This window comes from Bradyrhizobium sp. UFLA05-112, assembly GCF_053572325.1.
Map to the genome: position 1 here is coordinate 24,267 of NZ_JBANBK010000072.1, position 20,808 is coordinate 45,074.

16 protein-coding genes are annotated in these 20,808 nt (G+C 62.7%); 6 read left to right on the plus strand and 10 right to left on the minus strand.

The window, feature by feature from the left end:
* Positions 1 to 27 precede the first annotated feature (27 nt).
* The 7 genes from SO180_RS31820 to SO180_RS31850 all read right to left on the minus strand — a co-directional run bounded on the left by SO180_RS31820 (position 28) and on the right by SO180_RS31850 (position 7,510).
* Positions 28 to 501, minus strand: coding sequence for a hypothetical protein (locus tag SO180_RS31820; RefSeq protein WP_449382777.1), 474 nt, complete (start codon positions 499 to 501; stop codon positions 28 to 30).
* 449 nt (positions 502 to 950) lie between these two features.
* Positions 951 to 1,778 carry an ethanolamine ammonia-lyase subunit EutC gene (gene eutC / locus SO180_RS31825; protein WP_449382778.1) on the minus strand — a complete coding sequence of 276 codons (828 nt, stop codon included), beginning with the start codon at positions 1,776 to 1,778 and terminating at the stop codon, positions 951 to 953.
* On the minus strand, positions 1,778 to 3,175 hold the full coding sequence (locus tag SO180_RS31830) for an ethanolamine ammonia-lyase subunit EutB (protein ID WP_449382779.1): 1,398 nt from the start codon (positions 3,173 to 3,175) through the stop codon (positions 1,778 to 1,780). The genes eutC and SO180_RS31830 overlap by 1 nt, the downstream gene beginning before the upstream one ends.
* Before the next feature lie 40 nt (positions 3,176 to 3,215).
* A complete protein-coding gene (locus SO180_RS31835; RefSeq protein ID WP_449382780.1) occupies positions 3,216 to 4,046 on the minus strand; it encodes an ABC transporter permease in 831 nt (276 codons plus the stop codon).
* Positions 4,047 to 4,050: 4 nt separating this feature from the next.
* Positions 4,051 to 5,262, minus strand: a complete 1,212-nt coding sequence (locus SO180_RS31840; RefSeq protein WP_449382781.1) for an ABC transporter permease — start codon at positions 5,260 to 5,262, stop codon at positions 4,051 to 4,053.
* Positions 5,263 to 5,310: 48 nt separating this feature from the next.
* Positions 5,311 to 6,267 carry an ABC transporter substrate-binding protein gene (locus tag SO180_RS31845; protein WP_449382782.1) on the minus strand — a complete coding sequence of 319 codons (957 nt, stop codon included), beginning with the start codon at positions 6,265 to 6,267 and terminating at the stop codon, positions 5,311 to 5,313.
* Positions 6,268 to 6,376: 109 nt separating this feature from the next.
* Positions 6,377 to 7,510: an ABC transporter ATP-binding protein gene (locus SO180_RS31850; RefSeq protein ID WP_449382793.1), complete on the minus strand. Its 1,134-nt coding sequence runs from the start codon at positions 7,508 to 7,510 to the stop codon at positions 6,377 to 6,379.
* Positions 7,511 to 7,785: 275 nt separating this feature from the next.
* On the opposite strand from SO180_RS31850, the gene SO180_RS31855 reads away from it, so the two are divergent.
* The 4 genes from SO180_RS31855 (at position 7,786) to SO180_RS31870 (ending at position 14,107) form a co-directional block, all read left to right on the plus strand.
* Positions 7,786 to 9,171 (plus strand): aminotransferase-like domain-containing protein, encoded by a 1,386-nt coding sequence (locus SO180_RS31855; protein WP_449382783.1) that lies wholly within the window; start codon positions 7,786 to 7,788, stop codon positions 9,169 to 9,171.
* A 6-nt stretch (positions 9,172 to 9,177) separates the two neighbouring features.
* Positions 9,178 to 10,428, plus strand: a complete 1,251-nt coding sequence (locus tag SO180_RS31860) for an NAD(P)/FAD-dependent oxidoreductase (protein WP_449382784.1) — start codon at positions 9,178 to 9,180, stop codon at positions 10,426 to 10,428.
* Positions 10,429 to 10,601: 173 nt separating this feature from the next.
* Complete coding sequence (locus SO180_RS31865; protein WP_449382785.1) at positions 10,602 to 12,932, plus strand: bifunctional salicylyl-CoA 5-hydroxylase/oxidoreductase; 2,331 nt, start codon at positions 10,602 to 10,604, stop codon at positions 12,930 to 12,932.
* On the plus strand, positions 12,929 to 14,107 hold the full coding sequence (locus tag SO180_RS31870) for an acyl-CoA dehydrogenase family protein (RefSeq protein ID WP_449382786.1): 1,179 nt from the start codon (positions 12,929 to 12,931) through the stop codon (positions 14,105 to 14,107). The genes SO180_RS31865 and SO180_RS31870 overlap by 4 nt, the downstream gene beginning before the upstream one ends.
* Positions 14,108 to 14,126: 19 nt before the next feature.
* Here SO180_RS31870 and SO180_RS31875 read toward each other — a convergent pair whose 3' ends face one another.
* Both SO180_RS31875 and SO180_RS31880 read right to left on the minus strand, forming a co-directional pair.
* On the minus strand, positions 14,127 to 16,136 hold the full coding sequence (locus SO180_RS31875) for a putative bifunctional diguanylate cyclase/phosphodiesterase (RefSeq protein ID WP_449382787.1): 2,010 nt from the start codon (positions 16,134 to 16,136) through the stop codon (positions 14,127 to 14,129).
* Positions 16,137 to 16,438: 302 nt separating this feature from the next.
* Entirely contained in the window at positions 16,439 to 17,590 is a 1,152-nt protein-coding gene (locus SO180_RS31880) for a caspase family protein (protein ID WP_449382788.1), read from the minus strand.
* 244 nt (positions 17,591 to 17,834) lie between these two features.
* Between SO180_RS31880 and SO180_RS31885 the strand changes: the two genes are divergently transcribed.
* Positions 17,835 to 18,068, plus strand: coding sequence for a hypothetical protein (locus SO180_RS31885; protein WP_449382789.1), 234 nt, complete (start codon positions 17,835 to 17,837; stop codon positions 18,066 to 18,068).
* Positions 18,069 to 18,332: 264 nt separating this feature from the next.
* Here SO180_RS31885 and SO180_RS31890 read toward each other — a convergent pair whose 3' ends face one another.
* Complete coding sequence (locus SO180_RS31890) at positions 18,333 to 19,430, minus strand: cyclase family protein (protein WP_449382790.1); 1,098 nt, start codon at positions 19,428 to 19,430, stop codon at positions 18,333 to 18,335.
* 117 nt (positions 19,431 to 19,547) lie between these two features.
* On the opposite strand from SO180_RS31890, the gene SO180_RS31895 reads away from it, so the two are divergent.
* Positions 19,548 to 20,606, plus strand: a complete 1,059-nt coding sequence (locus tag SO180_RS31895; RefSeq protein ID WP_449382791.1) for a CobW family GTP-binding protein — start codon at positions 19,548 to 19,550, stop codon at positions 20,604 to 20,606.
* Positions 20,607 to 20,808: the final 202 nt, after the last annotated feature.

The window sequence follows — 20,808 nt, forward strand, 5'->3', positions numbered from 1 at the left end:
TGCCGACCGGTAATTTGCCGGCAGAACCTAATTTTCGACGTCGACGTACTGCCGCAGCCTGAAGATGACGTCGGGCAAAGCGTATCGCAGCCGTGCTGCATTTTGGGAAGTGGTCGAGAACGGGGCGAACCTGATCATGGCATTCCATGGCCGATACCCGTAGACGACGATCGAGACGCCTGAGTTCGGAAAGCCATCTACTTTGCGAAGCTCGCCAAGAACAAGGTCGGCGATCGCCACAGCCGGCAGTCGCGCTCGTTTTTCATCGTGGCCGCTGGTTGACATGGGAGCAATTGGCTTCGTTTGCGGCGCGGAGGAGGTCACGGGCTCCTCTTGGAGCGTTGGCGGTATCTCCGGCACCTGAGGCGCGGTCGTGCTCGTCGGCGCTGACTGGGCAGCCTCGAGCGGATGCGACCTTGAAGCTTGCTCTTTCGTGGACTTGCCGCCCAGAATGCCGCTGATCAGCGCCACAAGGCCTGCATCTTTCGCGTCATCGCTCATTGCTCTCTCGCGGTTCTGCCCAGAGTAACCACTTCCTGAAAAGAACGCCACTACGACGCCTGGGCAAGTGATCGCGGTTCCTGTGTTAGCAATCGAACATTCAGGCGTGCAAAGGTCCGCTAATCTCCACCTCTACGAGAACTCACGAAGGGGCGTTCGAAGGTGTTGGATAGTCTGGTGATGCGCTGGCGTATGCGCAATTTCTTATTGGTTTGTCCGTCTTGCAAAAATGCCGCTTCCGCGCTCCGCGGACGCTACATGCTCGGCGAGGAGCGATTGACATGCGACCGCTGCGGAGCGACTGACTCTGTAACTTTCTGGCGTTTCGAAGGGATAGCTTACCGGGCGTGTGCGGCGGAGCCACTGACTGCACGCGTCACAGCTCGCACTCCATAGCCTAGCACAAGAACTTGCAGCTGATCGCCAAGGTGCCATCCCGACACGTCGAGTCAGGGGCCGTTGCGAGAATCCGCCTGCTTAGAGCTCCCTGAAGCTGGGATGGAAACAGCTGCAGACGAACGCAGGTCACTTAGGGCAACCCCGGTCACCCCATGCGAAATCGCGCGGCTGACCAAGGCGTCGATCTGTGCGGCGGCGTCCTCAATTGGCAGTCCGTCCGGCCTGATATTAGAGATGCAGTTTCTAGACGAATCCATCGTGCCGACGCGTGGTCGCCATGTGATATAGGCGCCAAGGGAATCGGCTGCCGAAAGGCCAGGACGCTCGCCAATCAGAACGATGGCGAGCTTGGCGTTCAGCAGTTCGCCGATCTCGTCGCCGACAGCGACGCGGCCTTGCTCGACGAGCACAAACGGGGCAAGGCTGAGCCCTCTGGCCAGCAACAGAAGTCGAAGGCGCTCGACGAGCGGCGCGAGATTTCCCGCAATCGCCGACGAAGAAAGACCGTCGGCAGCGACGATCACGACGTCGCCGCCGGCTGGCTGCGCTTTCAGAACCTCGCGTCCTTCCGACGAAAGGCGTCGCCCAAGATCAGGGCGACGAAGATACTCGGCTCGATCGTTCGCGGCGGTGCGTATCCGTACAATACTCCAACCTTGGGCGCGCAGGCGTTCCTCGAGCGGCTCGAAATCGAGGGGGATATGGACGGCGTCTCTGGCGCGTGCGTGATCAGCCAGGAAGTTGAGCGTCGCGACGGTAGATTGCCCGGAGCCGGCTCGTCCCAATCCGATCCTGGCGGGCGTGAAGCTACGCAGGCGCTCCAGTCCGCCGCTCGCTTGTGGAGCTCGATCGCCGCTATCTGACCGGTCGTCCTGCATCAGCCCACCATCGATTCGATCAGTGTGATCGCTGGCGCGATCGCGGAGGTGGGGGACTTTTCGAGCGCTCGACCGGCCTGATCGATGACGCCCACGCGCTGCAGCCACGCTTCGAATTCGGGAGCGGTTCGCTTTCCGAGTGTTCCGCGAATGTAGAGAGCGTCGTGGAACGCCAGGCTCTGATAGTTCAGCATGACGTCGTCTGCGCCGGGAACGGCGATGACGAAGGCGACGCCGGCGGCGCTCAGCAGCGTGAGCAGCGCGTCCATGTCATCTTGGTCGGCTTCCGCATGGTTCGTGTAGCAGACGTCGCAACCCATCGGCAGGCCAAGCAGCTTGCCACAGAAATGATCCTCCAGGCCGGCTCGCGTGATTTCCTTGCCGTTGTAGAGATATTCCGGGCCGATGAAGCCGACGACTGTGTTGACCAGGAGCGGATTGAATCGTCTGGCCACGGCATACGCGCGTGTCTCCATCGTCTGCTGATCGACACCGAAATGGGCGTCGGCGGAGAGGGCGCTGCCCTGTCCCGTCTCGAAATACATTACGTTTCGACCGACAGTCCCGCGGCCCAGGGAGAGTGCGGCGTCATTGGCCTCCGCGAGCAGCGCTAGATCAATTCCGAAACTGCGATTGGCCTTTTCCGAGCCGGCGATCGACTGAAAGACGAGATCGACGGGGGCGCCTGCGCTGATCGCTCGCATCGCCGTCGTGAGGTGACCCAAGCAGCAGGTCTGTGTCGGGATATCGAGACGCTGCCTGACGTCGTCGAGCAAGGCAACGATCCGCATGTAGTCGTCCAAGCCGTCTGTCGCAGGATTGACGCCGATCACGGCGTCGCCAATGCCGAACATGAGCCCATCGAGGAGGCTGGCAGCGATGCCGCGCGAATCGTCAGTCGGATGGTTTGGCTGAAGACGAGTGGATAGGCGGCCCGTAAGCCCAATCGTGTTGCGAAAGGCCGTTATAACACGGCACTTGGCGGCGACGACGATTAGATCTTGCGCGCGCATGATCTTGGAAACGGCGGCGACCATTTCGGGCGTCAACCCCGGAGCAAGCCGCGTGAGATCGGCCGTTGTCGTCTTTTCGTCCAGGAGCCATTCCCGAAACTCGCCGACGGTCAAATGCGATATCGGCGCAAAGGCCGCGAGGTCATGACTGTTGTAGATAAGGCGCGAAACCTCATCCTCCTCATAAGGAATGAGTGCAACGTTCAGAAAGGTCTTGAGCGGAAGATCGGCCAACGCAGTTTGAGCGGCCACGCGCTCGATGGCGCTCTGAGCCGCGACGCCAGCCAGCACGTCGCCGGAGCGGGCCGGCGACGCTTTGCCGAGAAGCGTCTTCAGATCCGCAAAGGTCCAGCGTGTGCCGCCAAGCGTCGTGCTGTAAGACATGCGGGGCTCCTCATGGCGTGAGACGTTTTGTCAGACGTCTTCATTCAGCGAGGACGCCGGCGTCCCGGCGCGAGCGCCGCGCCAGGAGATTGGCGACGATCAAAAGCAGGATCGATAGCGCCATCATCAGCGTCGCTGCGGCGGTAATGGCCGGGCTTAGCTGTTCGCGCAGGCCGGTGAACATCTCGAGCGGTAGAGTTCGTTGATCTGCATTGGCGAGAAATTGCACGACGACGACCTCGTCGAATGACGTAACGAAGGCAAAAGCCGCCCCGGAGAGCACGCCGGGCAGGATCAGCGGTAGCATCACCCGAAAGAATCCGGTGAGCGGCTTGGCGCCCAGGATCGCCGTCGCACGCATCAGATTCCGATCGAAGCCCGTGAGGCTGGCACCGACGGTCACCACGACGAACGGGCTTGCAAGGACCGTGTGAGCAAGAACGATCCCGGCGTAAGTATTGGCGAGACCGATTCTGGCGTAGAAGAGATAGGTGCCGACAGCGGTCACCACGACCGGGACGATCAGCGGCGAGATCAGCAGTGGGACGACGAAACGGCGCGCAGGGAATTTCGGGTCTGACAGGCCTATCGCGGTGAGGGTCCCGAGTATCGTCGCCAGGATGGTCGCTCCGAAGCCGATCAGCAGACTATTGCCGATAGCAGCCCGCCAGCGCGGCGTACCGAGCACGACTTCGTACCAGCGGGTCGAGAATCCGGCGAGCGGGAAGGTAAAGAACGATCCGCTGTTGAAGGAGAGGGGCACGGGTACGAAGATCGGCACGACCAGAAAGATGAGGACGAGAACGCACCAGAACCAGAGCGCGGCCACGCGAAGCCGTTCGCCGGTGGTCGGATATGGCGAAAGCAGCATGGCTTTACCCCATCTTGAAGAGATCGAGACCGAGATAACGGGTCATGGCTACATAGAGGCCGAGGGTCGAGGCGAGCAGGACGAAGCTGAGCGCCGCCGCCATCTCCCAATTCAGTTCCGCGTTGACGTAGTTGGCGATGAAGTTGCTGATCAACTGGTCGCTCGCCCCACCGATCAGGACCGGCGTGATGTAATAGCCGAGACACAAAATGAAGGTGAGCAGACAGCCGGCGAGAACGCCCGGAACGACCTGCGGGAGATAGACCCGACAGAAAGCGGTGAGTGGGCGGGCGCCGAGCGATTGCGCGGCGCGCATCAGCGATGGGGGGACCGAACGCATCACGCTGTAAATCGGGAGCAGCGTGAAGGGCAACTGGATATGCGTCATCGCGATGATCAGTCCCGCGCGGCTGTACATCAATTCGAGACGATCCGATGTCAGGCCGAGCCACAGCAGGAGATCGTTGAGGAGGCCATATTTCTGAAGCAGTACCGTCCAGGCAGCCGTTCGGACAAGGATCGACGTCCAGAACGGCAGCAGAACCAGAACGAGAACCACCGCGGCAGTTGCCGGACGGAGGTGGGTGATCAGGTAGGCGAGGGGAAAGCCGAGCGCCAAAGTGGCGAGGGTAACGAGCGTGGCGACCAGAAAGGTCCGACCAAATACGCGCAAGAAAACCGCCTGGCCGGAGGGAACCGTGCCAATCGTTCCTTCGTCCGTCCACCGCAAATCGAAGGCGCTGAGAAGGTAAAACGAGGTAAACCGATGCGTTCCCGCCCGGATCGCCGTCCAGCTTTTCGCTTCGCCGAGGAGCGGCGCTGACTTGATTATTGCCTCCTTGCTTGTCGCCTGATCCTGGCTTGCCAGCCGGGCGAGACGTAGCACCTGGCTGCGCGCGCCGGGCAGGCGGGTGTTGAGGCTCTTGGCGAACTCAGGGACCGCACCCGCTGCCTGCGCCTGCTTAAGGTCCGCTGCAAGAGCAAGGAACGCAGCGTCGTTCGGCACGCCCGCTCCGTTATCCGAACGCAGCGCATCGATGGTATGCGGCAACGCATTGGCGATCGTCGGCTCATAAACGGCTCGTGAGAGCAGTGCGACAATCGGCGCACCGAAGCTGAAGATCAACAGCAGCAGGAGCGGGGCAGCCAGCGCCAGCGGACGAAGGCTCTCGCTGTGCTCTCTTCCCCTGATTGCGGGCATTGCGATCGATGTCATCTTGCGCTCCTTGCATCCGCCATGAGCCGGGCGTCAGGCGATTGCCGCCTACTGGGCGAGCCACGCGTTGAAGCGTTTCACGAGGTCCTCGCCCTGGTCGCCCCAGAATTCGACGTCGCTCACCAGATAGGTCTTCATGTGATCCGGCGCGGTCGGGAGCTTCGGCAGAACTTCTTTGGGGACGAATGCAGTTGCGTCGGCCCGCACCGGGCCATAGGGGATGAAGCGGCCCAACTGCGCGCTCACCTCGGGCTCGGCGGCGTAGGCGAGATATTTGTAGGCCAGATCCTGGTTCTTGGCGCCCTTCGGGATCGCGATCATGTCGTACTCGACAATCTGGTTATTCCAAACGATCACGAATGGCCGCTGATCCTGGTCGATTGCGTTTTGAATGCGCCCGTTCCACGCGGTCGTCATGACGACTTCTTTCGAAGCCAGGAGTTGCGGCGGCTGTGCACCAGCCTCCCACCAAACGATGTCCTTCTTGATGCTGTCGAGCTTTTTGAAGGCGCGATCGACGCCGGCCGGGGTCGCCAGTACTTTATATACGTCGTCGATCGGCACGCCGTCGGCCATCAGCGCCCACTCGAGATTCTGCGCTGGCGCCTTGCGCATGGCGCGCTTGCCAGGAAACTTCCTCGTGTCGAAAATGTCGAGAACCGAAGTCGGGGCCTCCTTCAGCACCGTCGTGTCATAGGCAAGAACGTCGCCGTAAACGTCGATACCGACGCCGCAATCGAGTGCCGTGCCGGGGAGGAATTTCGACCGGTCGGCGATCTTTGAATAGTCGAGACGGATCAGGACCCCTGCGTCGCAGCCCTGAAGAACCGTCGAAGTTTCGACGGTCACGAGATCAATAGGGACATTGCCGGTCTCGACCATTGCTTTGATCTTGCCAAGCTCGCCCGTGTATTCCTGCTCGTTGAGTTTGATGTTGGCTTTCTTGGCGAAGGGCTCGAACCAAGCTTGACGCAGCGCGGTCTGCCAGGCGCCCCCTGTCGCCATGACCGTAAGCTCCTCAGCGTTCGCGGGCTGCCATTGCGAAACGATCGCCGCGCTCGCCAAGGCTAAGGCCGTTCTGCACACTCGTGTCATGGGTATCTCCCTGAGCTTACTAAACTGCATTGGCGGACGCGCCGGTCGGAAAGGCCCGGCATTCCGAGGCAGGCCAGCAAAGATCGATCGTGTCGCCTGTTGCGAGCGCCGCCTCCGCGTCGATCTTCACCGTCAAAACCTGTCCGCTCGGCAGGCGCGCGAGCAGGCGCTGATGGTCGCCGTGGTAGATGCGGCCGTCGACCTTGGCCCGGAAATGATTCTCCGCTCCTCCCGTAGTAGCGGACAATCCGATGCGCTCCGGGCGAATCGCGAGATGCACCGGTGCGCCGGGGCGGATGTCGCCGATGGATCGTGCGGTCGCTCGCAATCCCGTCGGGAGCGCAACGAGGCACTGACCGTTGCTGACGCGTTCGGCAACGCCCTCGAGCGCATTGTTCTCGCCGATGAAGCTGGCCACGAACGCGGTCGCCGGCTCCTTGTACAGTTGATCGGGCGTGCCGATCTGAACGATGGCTCCGCTTTCGAATATCGCGACGCGATCCGACATCGTCAACGCTTCGCTCTGATCGTGGGTCACGTAGACAATCGTGACGCCGAGCATTTCGTGAATTTGCTTCAGCTCGATCTGCATGTGCTCGCGTAGCTTCTTGTCGAGAGCGCCGAGTGGTTCGTCCATCAGGACGAGCGCCGGCTGGAATACGAGTGCGCGAGCCAGCGCGACGCGCTGCTGCTGTCCTCCCGACAGCTGAGTGGGTTTGCGATCCTTGAATTGCCCCAGGCGCACCATCTCCAGCGCGCGCATGACCCGGGAGGCGATTTCCTGCTTGGGCATTTTCCTGACGGAAAGGGGAAAAGCGACGTTGTCGGCTACGCTCATGTGGGGAAACAGGGCGTAGTTCTGGAACACCATGCCGATGTTGCGCTCATAGGGCGGCAGGCGGTCGACCGACTTCCCGTCCAAGGTGATGACGCCTTGGGTTGGCCGTTCAAATCCCGCCAACATGTTCAGCGTGGTCGTCTTGCCCGAGCCAGACGGGCCGAGCAGCGTCAGGAACTCGCCGCGACCGATGGACAAGTTCAGACTACGGACTGCGCGAAACGTACCGTAGGACTTCTCGACGTCGACGAACTCGACGAATCTGGCGTCCGCTTGCCCCCCAATTGCAGGTGCGCCCGCAACCTTTGCCGCCATCGTCATGACCGTTCCCCGTGCTTCGGCCCCTTTGCGAGAGATCGCGTCGAGGCGCTGCTGTTCGCGGTGCTTGTCAAGTTGTAATGCCATACAACTTGGATTTGGGTGACGATATATTCGACGGATCGTGCGGTCAACTCCAATTATACGTCATACAATGCGACCAAATTCGCTCTTTTTGCTCAGATTCGGTGCATACAAGATTATTTGTATGGCGCCGGGCCGTGTGATAAGAAAACGCGGGCAAACGAGGACTCCGGGACGCCGGAAAAGGAATGCTTGAGAATCTGGAACTGCCGGCCGGCGATCAACCGCTCTATCAACGTCTGGCGGATGCCATCGGCGCGCGCATCGCCAGCGGCGAACTGGCGAGCGGCGACAAGCTGCCCCCGTATCGTGAAATCGCGCGTGCGCTCGGCATCAATGTCACGACCGTGACGCGCGCCTTCTCGGCCTTGCAGCAGCGTGGGCTCGTCGAAGCTCGTCCCGGCCGCGGGACGCTCATCGCTTCGCGCGACGCGGAGGAGGGTGGTTTCAAATCCGCTCCCAGCGATGAGGCGGGCCTGATCGATCTGTCGGTCAACCGACCCGCCACCTCCGCCTATCTGGATACGCTGACGACAATGCTGCCGCGCCTCGCAAGGGACCGCCGGTACGGCTCGTTGCAGGACTATCATCCGCCGGAGGGGCCACTGTGGGCGCGCACCGCGGTCGCCGAATGGCTGAATGGCGTGGCTGGTGATGGCGATGCCGGCCGCGTGCTTCTGACCGATGGCGCGCAGCACGGCCTCGCCTGCGTTCTGCGTGCCCTGACGCAGCGCGGCGATGTCGTATTGGCGGATTCGATCACCTATCAGGGCATCAGCGCCCTATGCCGATCGCTGGGCCTCGACTTGCGTGGTCTACCGCTTGATCGGGAGGGTATGCGGCCGGATGCTTTTGAAGCGGCTTGCGCGAGCTGGCGACCGCGCGCCGTTTTTCTCGTCCCCAGCCTGCACAACCCTACAACGGTGGTCTTGAGCGAGGAGCGCCGTCTTGCGCTCGCAGGCGTCGCGCGCCGGCACAATGTGCTGATCATCGAAGACGATGTCTATCGGCCGCTGCTTGATGGGGCCGCTGCCTCTTTTGCGGCGCTCGAGCCGGAGCTGACCGTCTACGTCAGTGGCCTTTCGAAGTGCGTCGCACCTGGTCTGCGTTTTGGATTGGTGGTCGCGCCACGTGCCGTTCTCGGCAATATAGCGGCCGCGCTGCGCATCGATTGCTGGAGCATCAGTCCGCTCACGGCGCTGATTGCGACGAATCTGCTGGAGGATGGCGGCGCAGCGAGAATTATCGAAGTTCAGCGCGAGGAGCTGCGGCGAAGGCAGGCCGTCTTGCGCGATGCGCTTGCGGAATACGATGTTCAGAGCCACGAGGCGTCGCCTCACGCGTGGCTGCATCTGCCCGAACCATGGCGGAGCGGTGCCTTCGCTCGGGCCTGCCGTCAGCGTGGCGTCGGCGTGCTGCCCGCAGACGCCTTTGCCGTCGGGCGCGAGACGCTGGTCCATGCCGTCCGGATCAATCTAGGAGCCGCGCCATCGCTCGGCGACCTGCGGCAGGCACTGGCGATCATCGCCGGCCTCTTGAATGACGGCCACCTTGAAATCTCCGGTGCGGTCTGAAGCGTCATGGCCGCCGCCTTGATCAAAACGGACATCGTTGTCGTGGGCGCCGGCATCGTCGGGCTTGCTGCGGCGTTTCGGCTGGCAGCGGCCGGCCGAGACGTTGTCGTCGTCGATCCCAACGATCCAGGTTCCGGCGCCTCCTACGGCAATGCCGGCGCCATCGCGCCTTACGGCTGTGCCCCGATCGGCAATCCCGACGTTCTGCGCAACTTGCCTCATCTACTCCTGGGTTCGGAAAGTCCGCTCGCCATCCGGCCGACCGCTCTTTTCTCGCTGCTTCCCTGGGTGTCGCGTTTCCTTTGGCAGTCCACTCCAAGGCGGGCGCGGTGCAATGCCCGGGCGCTGCAGAGCTTGCTTAGGGAGGCCGCGCAGACCTGGCACGATCTGGCTGACCAAGCCGATGTTTCGGATCTCATCCGCGATGAGGGCTGCCTCTACATCTATCGCGAAAAGCCGCCGCCGAAGAACAGCGATTGGGCGGCCCAATTGCGAGAAGAGTTGGGCGTCAAGCAGGAATGGCTCACCTCGGAAGATGTTGCGCGCTTAGAGCCTGCGCTTCCTCGCGTGGCGGCAGGCTTATTCTTCCCAGATGCCGCCCACATCGTCGATCCGCCCGAACTCACCCGGCGGCTCTCGGATGCTGCGCGATTCCATGGCGCTTCGTTTCAACGTGTCCGCGTGGAACGGATCGAGCCACAGGTCTCCGGCCGATTCAGGTTAGTTTGCCGCGATCTTGCGATCGAGGCGCGGAAGGTTGTTCTTGCGGCAGGTGCCTGGTCGCGAACCCTTGCGCGGCAAGTAGGAGATGAGGTCCTACTTGAAACAGAGCGCGGCTATCACCTCGAATTCGCTATGGACGCTTGCCCAATCAGGAGGCCCGTCAGCCCCATTGATCTTGGTTTCTATATTACGCCGATGGTCGGCCGGTTGCGGGTCGCCGGCACCGTTGAGCTCGGCGGCCTGAATGCGCCGTTAAACCCTAACCGAACCGCACTTCTCGAGCGCGGCGTGCGCAAATTATTTCCTGATTTGGGCCCGCCACAGGCGCAATGGTTGGGCTTCCGTCCCTCGCTGCCGGATTCATTGCCGATCATTGGGCCGAGCCGACGTCATCCGAACCTCATTCACGCGTTCGGCCACGGACATCTCGGCATGACCTTGGCTGGCGTGACGAGCCTCATCGTCGCTGGCCTCGTCGAGGGAGGAAATGGCGCGTGGGATCTGTCGCCATTCCGGGTGGATCGGTTCGGCTAAGGAACAAGACAGCCTGCTCACCGCCCGTCGCGAGAAACCAGCTCGGCGGCGCGGCCGAGAAGTCCCTTGACAATCCGCGTTCCGGCGAAATATTTTATACTTAAAATAATTTGCCCTAGGGTTTGACAGGGTTTGCAGCTCTCCCACGGCGCGGCGCGCGAAAGCGAGGGATCATGCGCATAGTCTGTATCGGCGGCGGACCGGCCGGGCTCTATCTGGGCCTTCTGATGAAGCGCCGTCACCCGGAGCACGTCGTCACCGTCGTCGAGCGCAACAAGCCCTACGATACGTTCGGCTGGGGCGTCGTGTTCTCCGACGCCATGATGCAGGCGATGCGGATCGCCGATCCCGAAAGCGCTACCGAGATCGAGGACGCCTTCAATCACTGGGACGACATCGAGCTCGTCTTCAAGGGGACGCGCCAGCGCACGACGGGCCATGGCTTCATCGGCATCGGGCGCAAGCACCTGCTCAACATCCTGCAGCGACGTTGCGAGGCGCTGGGCGTCGAGCTCGTCTTCGAGCGCGATGTGGAGTCCGATCTCGAATTCCCCGATGCTGACCTGATCATCGCCTCCGATGGCGTCAATTCCAGGATCCGTGCCCGCTACGCCGAACAGTTCCAGCCTGACATGGTGATCCGGCCGAACCGCTATATCTGGCTGGGCACCAAGAAGGCGTTCGATGCCTTCACGTTCGACTTTCGCCGGACCGAACACGGCTGGTTCCAGGCGCATATCTACAAGTTCGATAGTGAAACCTCGACCTTCATCGTTGAGACTACGGAAGAGGCCTACAGCGGCCATGGGCTTGGCGACCTTGACCAGCAGGGTTCGATCGAATTCTGCGAAAAGATCTTCGCCGAGACACTGGACGGTGCGGAGCTCTTGACCAACGCCCGGCATCTGCGCGGCTCGGCCTGGCTCAATTTCAGCCGCCTGATCTGCGGCAAATGGAGCGTGTTCAACGGCCGCTCCCATGTCGTGCTGATGGGCGATGCCGCGCACACCGCACATTTCGCGATCGGCTCGGGCACCAAGCTCGCGCTCGACGACGCCATCGAGCTCGCCAACCAGTTCGACCGCCATGGCCACAGTCGCGACAAGATCGAGACCGTGCTGGAAGCCTACGAGGAGGTGCGCCGTGTCGACGTTGCCCGCATCCAAAATGCGGCACGGAACGCCATGGAATGGTTCGAGGTAGTCGGGCGGCGCTATGCCGACACGCTCGAGCCGCCGCAGTTCTTCTATTCGATGCTGACGCGCTCGCAGCGCATCAGCCACGAGAACCTTCGTCTGCGCGATCGCACCTGGCTGGAAGGGTTTGAGCGCTGGTTTGCCGCGCGCTCGGGCATCGCCGTCAAGGACGGCGACCGGGTGCCGCCGCCGATGCTGACGCCGCACCGCGTGCGGGGGCTTGGCCTTGCGAACCGCATCATGGTCTCGCCAATGGCGATGTATTCGGCGCAGGATGGGCTCATCAACGACTTCCATATTGCCCATCTCGGCGCGCGCGCCATGGGCGGTGCTGGGCTGATCTTTGCCGAGATGACCTGCGTCTCGCCCGATGCGCGTATCACGCCGGGCTGTCTCGGCCTCTGGAATGACGCGCAAGCGGCGCAGTGGCGCCGCCTCGTCGACCTGATCCACAGCCTCGGACACGCCAAAGTCGGCATTCAGCTTGGTCATGCCGGACGGAAGGGATCGACGAGGCTCGCATGGGACGGCATCGATGAGCCGCTGGAATCGGGCAATTGGCCGCTGATCTCTGCGTCGTCGCTGCCCTACCTGCCCCACAGCCAGCTGCCGCGGGCGATGGATCGCCGCGACATGGACCGCGTGCGCGACGATTTCGTCGCGGCAACGCGTCGCGCGGCCGAAGCTGGCGTCGAGTGGCTCGAACTCCATTGCGCACACGGGTATCTGCTGTCGAGCTTCTTGTCGCCGCTGACCAACCGGCGGACCGACGAATACGGCGGCAGCCACGACAACCGTGCGCGTTTTCCGCTGGAGGTCTTCAGCGCGATGCGCGCCGTGTGGCCTTCCGATCGTCCCGCATCGGTGCGCCTGTCCTGCCACGACTGGACCGAAGGCGGCAACACGCCGGCCGATGCGGCGATCTTCTCTGCGCTGTTCAAGGAAGCGGGCGCAGACGTGATTGATTGTTCGTCGGGGCAGGTCTGGAAGGACGATCGGCCGATCTATGGACGCCTGTATCAGACGCCGTTCGCCGACCTGATCCGCAACGAGGTTGGTATTGAGACCATCGCGGTCGGTGCAATCTCCGAGGCCGATCACGCCAACTCGATCCTCGCCGCAGGCCGCGCCGATCTCTGCGCCATTGCGCGGCCGCACCTTGCCGATCCCGCCTGGACGCTGCACGAAGCCGCGCGCATCGGTATCACCGCCGTCACCTGGCCCAAGCAATATCTGTCCGCCAAGGGCCAATATGAAACCAATCTCGCCCGCGCCGCAGCAATGGCCGCGCAGGAGAACTCAAAATGAGCTCTGTTGCCAAGGTGATCAGGCGCGACTGGCTGGATTGGCCGTTCTTTGAGCCGCGCCATCATGCGGTCGGTGATGCGCTCGACGGCTTCGTGCGGTCGGGGGCCCTCGACAGGATCGACCACGACGATGTCGACGGCGCCTGCCGCAGGCTCGTGCGAGCTTTGGGAGAGGCGGGGTTGCTCGATTGCGCGGTCGCTACGCCTGATGGCGATGCGACGACGATCGATTCGCGCTCGATTTGCCTGTCGCGCGAGTCGCTCGCCTATGCTGACGGGCTCGCCGATTTCGCCTTCGCCATGCAGGGGCTCGGCTCCGGCGCGATCGCGCTCGGCGGCTCGGCGGAGCTGCGCAAGGCCGTGTTGCCAAAGGTTCGATCGGGCGAATGGCTGTCGGCCTTCGCACTGTCGGAGAAGGAAGCAGGGTCGGACGTTGCGGCGATGTCGTGCGCGGCGCGCGTCGATGGCGATGACTACGTCATCGACGGCGAGAAGACTTGGATATCGAACGGCGGCATCGCCGATGTCTACACGCTGTTCGCACGAACCGGAGAGGCGCCGGCCGCTCGCGGTATTTCGGCCTTCGTCGTCTTCCCCACCGATCCAGGCTTTGCCATTGCCGAGCGTATCGACGTCGTCGCTCCGCATCCGCTGGCGACGTTGCGCTTTACGAACTGCCGGATTCCGGCGAGCCGTCGGCTTGGCGCGCCTGGCGGCGGCTTCAAGCTCGCAATGCAAACGCTCGACATCTTCCGCGCCTCGGTCGCCGCCGCGGCCCTCGGTTTTGCGCGGCGCGCGCTCGATGAGTCGCTATCGCATGCGCAGAGCCGACACATGTTCGGTGCGACGCTCGGCGATCTCCAGCTGACCCAGGCCGCGCTGGGCGACATGGCGACCGACATCGACGCCGCAGCGCTCCTGACCTATCGCGCGGCCTGGCGCCGCGACGTTCAGAGGCGTCCAACCACGCGCGAGGCGGCGATGGCCAAGCTGACGGCGACCGAGACGGCCCAGCGCGTCATCGACCGCGCCGTGCAGATGTTCGGCGGACGCGGCGTACGCAAGGGCGAAATCGTCGAGAGCCTCTACCGCGAAATCCGCGCGCTGCGAATCTACGAGGGCGCGACCGAGGTCCAGAAACTGATCGTTGCGCGCGAGCTTTTGAAGCCGCGTTGAGGCGATCGGCGAAGAGGGCTCACGCGCTCGCGCGCGCGACGTCGTCGCCGAGGCGTTGGCGCTCCTCAGCAAGATAGCCCGAGACCGCATCTCTTCGCATCGGCTTTGCGAAATAGTAGCCCTGGATGTAATCGCAGCCGAGGCGACGTAAGCTTTCGAGCTGCGCGCGTGTCTCGACGCCTTCGACGACACAGGCGATCTCCATGTCTGCGCACAGACCCGTCAGCGACTTGATGATCTTGTGGCTCACGGGATTGTCGTTGACGTCGGCGGCGAAGCTGCGATCGATCTTGATCTTGTCGAGTGGCAGGCGGTGGACGTGGCTGAGCGAGGAATAGCCGGTGCCGAAATCGTCCAGCGAGATGCCGCAGCCCATCGCTTTCAGGGTGGCGATCGACTGCTGCGCCCGGACGAAATCGAAGGTGACCGCGGTCTCAGTGATCTCGAAATCGATCCGCTGTGGCAGAACGCCGCTCTTCTCGATCACTGCGATCAGCGGCAAAATGCCGTCGGATGAGCAGATGTCGTGGGCCGAGAGGTTGAACGACAGGCTGATATCGTCGGGCCAGGTCTTGGCCGCCGCGAGCGCGCGAACCAGCAGCGCCTGCGTCAGGCTGCGGATCAGACCGATGCGCTCGGCGGCGGGGATGAAGTCGGCCGGCGAGACGAGGCCTAGTCGCGGTGAGTGCCAGCGGGCCAACACCTCGAAGCCGGCAGTGCGCTCGCTCATGGCATCGACGATCGGCTGGAAGACGAGCTCCATCTCCGCGTCGAAGTCGGCCATGCGCAGCAGGTTCTCGATGACGCCGCGGCTGCGGATCTCCGCTTCCAGCTCGCTCGAGAAGATCACGGTGTGGCCGCGCGCGTGGCGCTTGGCGTGATAGAGCGCATAGTCGGCGCATTCGTAGAGGGCTTCGGCATCCGTTGCGGAGCGCGGATACAGCGCAAACCCGATTGAGCAGGAGAGTCCGGTGTGCGACGTGTCGAGCTGATAGGGCAGCTTGACGCGGTCGCCGATCCGCTCGCCGATCTCGGCGAGATCCTCGTCGCTGGGATCGCCGCTCACCACGAGACCAAACTCGTCGCCGCCGAGCCGCGCGAACTCGACCCGATGCGGGCCAAAAGCTTCGCAGACCTCGCGGATGCGCCGGCCTGCCTCGATCAGCACGCGGTCGCCGACGGTGTGGCCGTAATTGTCGTTGATCGGCTTGAAACCGTCGAGGTCGATGATCCCGACCGCGAGCCGGATCTGCCGGCGTTCGGCATCGCCGAAGGCGCTGGCGAGCTCGGCGAAGAAGCGGCGGCGGTTCGGCAGCTCCGTCAGGGAATCGAGATTGGCGAGGCGGAAGTTCTCGTCCGAGAGCGCCTGCGTCGCCGCCTGTTGCGCAAGCAGCGATTTGCGGGATGCGACGAGGTCGGCGAAGTCGCGGTAATAGATGAACAGCACTGTTATCAACGCGCCCGACACCAGGAGGTCGTTGACCGCTATCGCCATCAGCGTTGGTTCGCCCGTCGCGAAGTAGAAGATGACGTAGGGAATATCGACGAGCAGTGTGACGATCAGGGCGGCGGAGCGGAGGTGCATCAGCGAGAAGATGCAGCCGATCACGGTCACCGCCATGTAGAAGGCGACGTGGCTCTTGGCGAAGGGATCGCCGTATGGGTAGAGCGCGAAGGACCAGGCGGTGAATCCCACCGCGATCGGAACCGTGAGCCAGTTGGTGGCGCGCAGGTTGCTCAGGATGTCTGCATCGCTACGCACGAGATGGCGCTGGCGCAGCCACCAGAACGTCCGCAAGGCCGCGAACACGGTCAGCACCGCAGGCACCACCATCGTCAGCCAGACCGGGGCGAGCGGCACGTAGGTGTAGGCCACGGCGAGCGTGTTGGTGATCAGGATGAAGTAGAGCAGCGGAATTTGCTTGGAAAAGGCGTCAAACTGGGCCCGCGTCAGATCAGGATTGTCGGCGGGCACGCGAAACAGGCGCACCGCCGCCGCAAGGTGAGATCTCAAATCAGCAACAGGCATTGAGAAACGAGCCCCAGAGTCCGCGAAAGTGTCCCGTGAAAATCCTTTGAATCGCGGGCGATCGTGCACAGGAGGGGTAAAGGGCGGGTTAGGCGGGTTCCATGAAGGAACCTCACGGGGCCATGGGAAACCCCCGCATTTCTACTGGCGTTGTGCGCCGTTGAGACGGCGTTAGGGATAGTGGACGGAGCAGATAGCTGTTTCCGAGGCAAATTCAGCACCGTCACTGCCGTTACGCTCTGCTAACTATGTGCATCGCGGGACGAAATGCACGCGCGGTTTCGACGCGCGGGCGGGGTGCCTCACTGCAGGCTGCGCTTCCAGTAGCCGGTGCCGAGCCTGCCGGTGATGACGGCGGTGGCGTCGCGGACCTCATAGGAGCCGGCGTCGGCGTAACCCGAGAGACCTTTCAAGGCGTGCAGCGACCAGTGGCCGTTCATGGCGGCAATCGTGCCTTCATGCGCCGGCGCGGCGCGCCGGCCTTCGGCGTGGAACGTATAGGTGCCATCGCCCATGATGCGCCACGTCCAGCGCGACGTGCCGCGAGCATTCGGCACCATGATCTCCCAGGTGCCGACCAGCGCAGGGTCGATGGCTGATGCGACGGGCGCTGGTGTAGCCGCGGCCGATGGTGCGGCATTTGCCTGTTTCGTGGCCTCTTGCTCGGCCGCAGACGGCGCGCCCGCGAGATAGATCGCCCGGCGCGAGAGCGAGCCGTAGACGAAGGGCTGCTGCTCGTTGCGTGTTGCCTCCATGACGTCGTCGCGAACGTTGCGGAACATGAAGGTGATCTCGACTCCCAGCGTCTCGATGTTCCGCAACAGCGCCGCAGTGAACGGGCTGTTACGGCCGTCGCCGTCGAGCGCGGTCGTGCCGTCGCGCGCGGCATAGGCGACTAGCACGTTGCCGGCCGGCTCGATGCGGCCGAGGCCGCTGGTTGCTGCCGCGCGTAGCGCCAGCGAGCGCTGCATTTTCGCGGCGAAAGGATTGTTGCGGCAAGCATCGAGGACAACGAGGCCGAGGCTCGTGGTGCTCGACACCTGCAACATCACGCTGCGCAGGCTGATCGCCTCGTTCGCCGCGTCGGTGTCCTTCTTCAGTTCCGCATCGATTGGGATCAGCCAGTTCTCTCCGTTGATTTCCATGCCGTGGCCGGCGAAATACACCGCCGCCATGTCGGCGCCCGCCGCATCGCGGCCGAGAGCGATCAGGCCGCGCCGCATCTCGTCGAACGAACCGTTGGCGATGAGGGTGACCGTGAAGCCGAGACGCCTGAGCGCGGCTGCGACGTCGGCGGCATCGTTGGGTGGGTTGGGCAGCGCTGGTACGCTTTTGTAGCCGCCGTTGCCGATCACCAGCGCTACGCGCTTGCCGTCGGCCGCGGCCGGCGCGCGAGGGACGCCCGCGAGGCTAGCGGCAAGGACAAATCTGAGAAAAAGCCGGCGTCGGTTCATGATGTCCCCGATCGGAGGTCGTCATAATACGGAGACTGGGGCGGCGAGAGTAGCATTCGAAATCGATGTGAAGGGGAACCGAAACCGGATCGCAACAAGCGCGGTAACCATTCGTCCGATGGGTTAATCGAGGAGCGAAAAAAATAGTTCTAGATCATAATCATGATGGCTCAGATGCAGAAATAGAAAATAAGCTGTGGGAAAACACGGCAGGAAAGCAAGCCGAAAAGAACGGGAGGAAAGAATGGAGACCGTGCGCCGCCTGCGTGCAATGGCTTCGCTCTGCCGACAGAGCGCGGCGTATCGTCCTGACAGATGCTGGAAGCTGCTCGCTGAAGCGGAATACTGGGAGCATGCCGCAGATGCAGCCGTGCACGAGCATTTCAGGGAATGCACGGCCAGCTCGAACGAGCTGGTGCAGCCACAACAAGCTGCTAACGCCAATCAGGCACGAGAGGAAAAGATCGTGGCAGCGTGAATGCTGTCAGTGCGGATGGCTGGAGTTTCTCGCCCCATTTTTTTTAAGCCCACAGCAGACAATTCCCTTGGTATTGCGGCCTCAGCATACGTGCGCATCCACGGCTGGCGTCCAACACCATCGTCTGTATCTCGTTATGAACGCGGCGAAACGGCCGACTGTAGCAACGATACCGTCTGGAATCCGCTCTTGGGCATGCTGATCCGTCGCGGCTGACAAAGCACACGCGGGCGGTGCTTCCGCCCGCGCGCCGATGTGTGGTCGTCAGGTAATCGCGATCGGGCAGCCGTTGCTTCCCGTGGCGCCCTTGATGGGGGCCGGGGTGAAGCAATAGACGAACTGGTATTTCTTGTCGGCGATCAGCTCGTCGAAGATCAGGTTCTCGTGATTGTGGATGCCGTGCTTGGTTTGCAGCTCGGCATGCACCACGAAAGCGAGCGACTTGTCGGGATTGGGCACCACTTCGACCGCCCAGGTGTCGGCCGCGGTGAGCGCGAGGTCCTTTTCGATCACCCATCGCGCAGCGTCCAGCCCGATGCCCGGCTCGCCGCTGTTGAAGCGATCATTGTTCTTCATCCAGAGCGAGCCCCAGCCGGTGTGGAACATGATCGCATCGCCCGGCTTGATGTCGCTCTCCGACATGTTCTGCTTGGCGAGCGCCGCCTTGATGTCGGCCGAGGTGATCTCTTGGCCGGCATCCATCATTCCGCCCTTGAGCGCGACCATGTCGATGAGATGGGCGCGGGTGAACAGCGGCTTGAGCTTCTCGACGCCGAGCTTCTTGAGGCCATAAGCGTCGCTGATCTCTGCCGCGGTATGTCCGTTGTAAAATCGCATCTCGCTCTTGTCGCCGTCCTTGCCGAGTTGGATGCCGATGTGGCCGAGACCATCGAACTGCGTGCCGGTCTGGCCGATCTCGGTGGTCAGAAACTCGTCGTGATAGACCATCTTGTTGTCGCCGAACGGACCGCCGGTCGGACTGCCTGGAATACGCAGCGTGAATACGCGCGGACCGAACAACGGCATTCCGCCTTCATAGACGCGGCCGATCTTGTAGATCTTGCCGTCCTTGATCCATTTCACCGCGTCGAGAACTTTTTCCGCCGTGATGTGGTTCGAAGCCCCGGCCTCGTCATCCTTGCCCCATTTCGAGGGCCACCATGGCTTGTCTGTTCCCTTGGGCATGGAGGTGGGGGTCTGCGCCTGGGCTTCGCTGACCGGGGCGAGCGAGAACTTGCCGTGCATCGTGCCCGCGAGGGCTGCACTTGCGGCGCCGGCGATGCCTGCCGTGCGGAGCAAGGTCCGACGATCTGTCGTAGTCATGCCGCCTTGCTGTTCTTCGCCCTTGATTTCATTAGGCATTTTACTCTCCCAGGTTGTGGCCCAGAGAAGCTGGGCTCTAAATTGTTTTCGGCATGCTCCTCCTACGTTAAGTTGTTGTCCAGCGACAAAAATAAGACGGCAAGGTGAGGGGCATTGATGAGCCTGTTCGAGAGCGACAAATCCGCCGAGCGGCTTCCGGTGTCGTTGATCACCGGCTTTCTCGGCAGCGGCAAGACGACACTGCTCAATCATGTGCTGCGCCACGACGACGCGAAGGACAGCGCAGTCATCATCAACGAATACGGTGAAGTCAGCCTCGACCATCTCCTCGTCGAGCGCGTCGATGGCGAGGTCGCCGTGCTTGCGAGTGGCTGCATCTGCTGCACCGTCCGCAGCGACCTCGAGGCGACGCTGCGTGGGCTGCTGGTGCGGCGCGATCGCGGCGAGGTGCCGCCATTCCGCCGTATTCTCATCGAAACCACCGGTCTCGCCGATCCCGCGCCAATCGTTCAGCTCCTCCTGAACAATCCGCTGGTCTCGCATTTTCTCCGGCTCGATGCCGTCGTGACCACGGTGGATGCCGTCAACGCGCCGCGTCAGCTCGACCGTCAGTACGAGGCGGTGAAGCAGGTCGCGCTCGCCGACCGGCTGCTGATCACCAAGTCTGATCTTGCCGGCGACACCACCGCGCTGGAGGCGCGCCTGCGCCGACTCAATCCCAGTGCCGGAATCGAACGCGTGGCACAAGGCGACATCGATCCGGCGCGGCTGTTTGGCGCCGGTCTCATGGATCCCGAGAAGAAGACGGTCGATGTCGCACGCTGGCTCAACGAACAGGCCTTCGTGGCGCCTCGTCAGGCACAGCACGCGCACGACGACCATGACCACGACCACGGCCATCACCATCACGACGCATCGATCGCCAGCTTCGTGCTTGCCTTCGACGAACCACTCGACTGGATGGCGGTCTCGAACTGGCTTGCGCATTTGCGCTCAGGGCGAGGCGAGGACCTCCTGCGTGTCAAGGGTATTCTCAACCTCCGCGATGAGCCGACGCCGGTCGCAGTCCACGGCGTGCACCACGTTTTTCATCCGCCGGTGGCGCTCGCAAAATGGCCCGACGCTGACCGCCGTTCGCGCATCGTGTTCATCACTCGCAATATCGCGCGCGAGGAGGTGCTGGCGCTCTGGCAGGCCGTCCGCGCGGCAGCGTGAGCTCAGGCCGCTGCGCTGCCCCTCCGTCTCGATCGCAAATGCGCAGGAAGTCTTCGCTGCGGTTGATCTGCGTCAATCGCCAGCCGGCTCGTCATGGGAGGATGTCAACAAACCCAGTGGAGTTCGAACATGGACCGTGCAATCAGACTGGCGGAGCTGGCTGAAGCGGAGAAGCGCGTTGCGCTGGGCGAGCGCCATATCG

Coding starts and splice junctions, on each gene's coding strand:
- SO180_RS31845 (WP_449382782.1), bottom strand. CDS start 6,267: ATGGCGACAGGGGGCGCCTGGCAGACCGCGCTGCGTCAAGCTTGGTTC.
- SO180_RS31840 (WP_449382781.1), bottom strand. CDS start 5,262: ATGACATCGATCGCAATGCCCGCAATCAGGGGAAGAGAGCACAGCGAG.
- SO180_RS31835 (WP_449382780.1), bottom strand. CDS start 4,046: ATGCTGCTTTCGCCATATCCGACCACCGGCGAACGGCTTCGCGTGGCC.
- eutC (WP_449382778.1), bottom strand. CDS start 1,778: ATGCAGGACGACCGGTCAGATAGCGGCGATCGAGCTCCACAAGCGAGC.
- SO180_RS31850 (WP_449382793.1), bottom strand. CDS start 7,510: ATGGCGGCAAAGGTTGCGGGCGCACCTGCAATTGGGGGGCAAGCGGAC.
- SO180_RS31855 (WP_449382783.1), top strand. CDS start 7,786: ATGCTTGAGAATCTGGAACTGCCGGCCGGCGATCAACCGCTCTATCAA.
- SO180_RS31830 (WP_449382779.1), bottom strand. CDS start 3,175: ATGTCTTACAGCACGACGCTTGGCGGCACACGCTGGACCTTTGCGGAT.
- SO180_RS31895 (WP_449382791.1), top strand. CDS start 19,548: ATGAGCCTGTTCGAGAGCGACAAATCCGCCGAGCGGCTTCCGGTGTCG.
- SO180_RS31860 (WP_449382784.1), top strand. CDS start 9,178: ATGGCCGCCGCCTTGATCAAAACGGACATCGTTGTCGTGGGCGCCGGC.
- SO180_RS31820 (WP_449382777.1), bottom strand. CDS start 501: ATGAGCGATGACGCGAAAGATGCAGGCCTTGTGGCGCTGATCAGCGGC.
- SO180_RS31885 (WP_449382789.1), top strand. CDS start 17,835: ATGGAGACCGTGCGCCGCCTGCGTGCAATGGCTTCGCTCTGCCGACAG.
- SO180_RS31865 (WP_449382785.1), top strand. CDS start 10,602: ATGCGCATAGTCTGTATCGGCGGCGGACCGGCCGGGCTCTATCTGGGC.
- SO180_RS31880 (WP_449382788.1), bottom strand. CDS start 17,590: ATGAACCGACGCCGGCTTTTTCTCAGATTTGTCCTTGCCGCTAGCCTC.
- SO180_RS31875 (WP_449382787.1), bottom strand. CDS start 16,136: ATGCCTGTTGCTGATTTGAGATCTCACCTTGCGGCGGCGGTGCGCCTG.
- SO180_RS31870 (WP_449382786.1), top strand. CDS start 12,929: ATGAGCTCTGTTGCCAAGGTGATCAGGCGCGACTGGCTGGATTGGCCG.
- SO180_RS31890 (WP_449382790.1), bottom strand. CDS start 19,430: ATGCCTAATGAAATCAAGGGCGAAGAACAGCAAGGCGGCATGACTACG.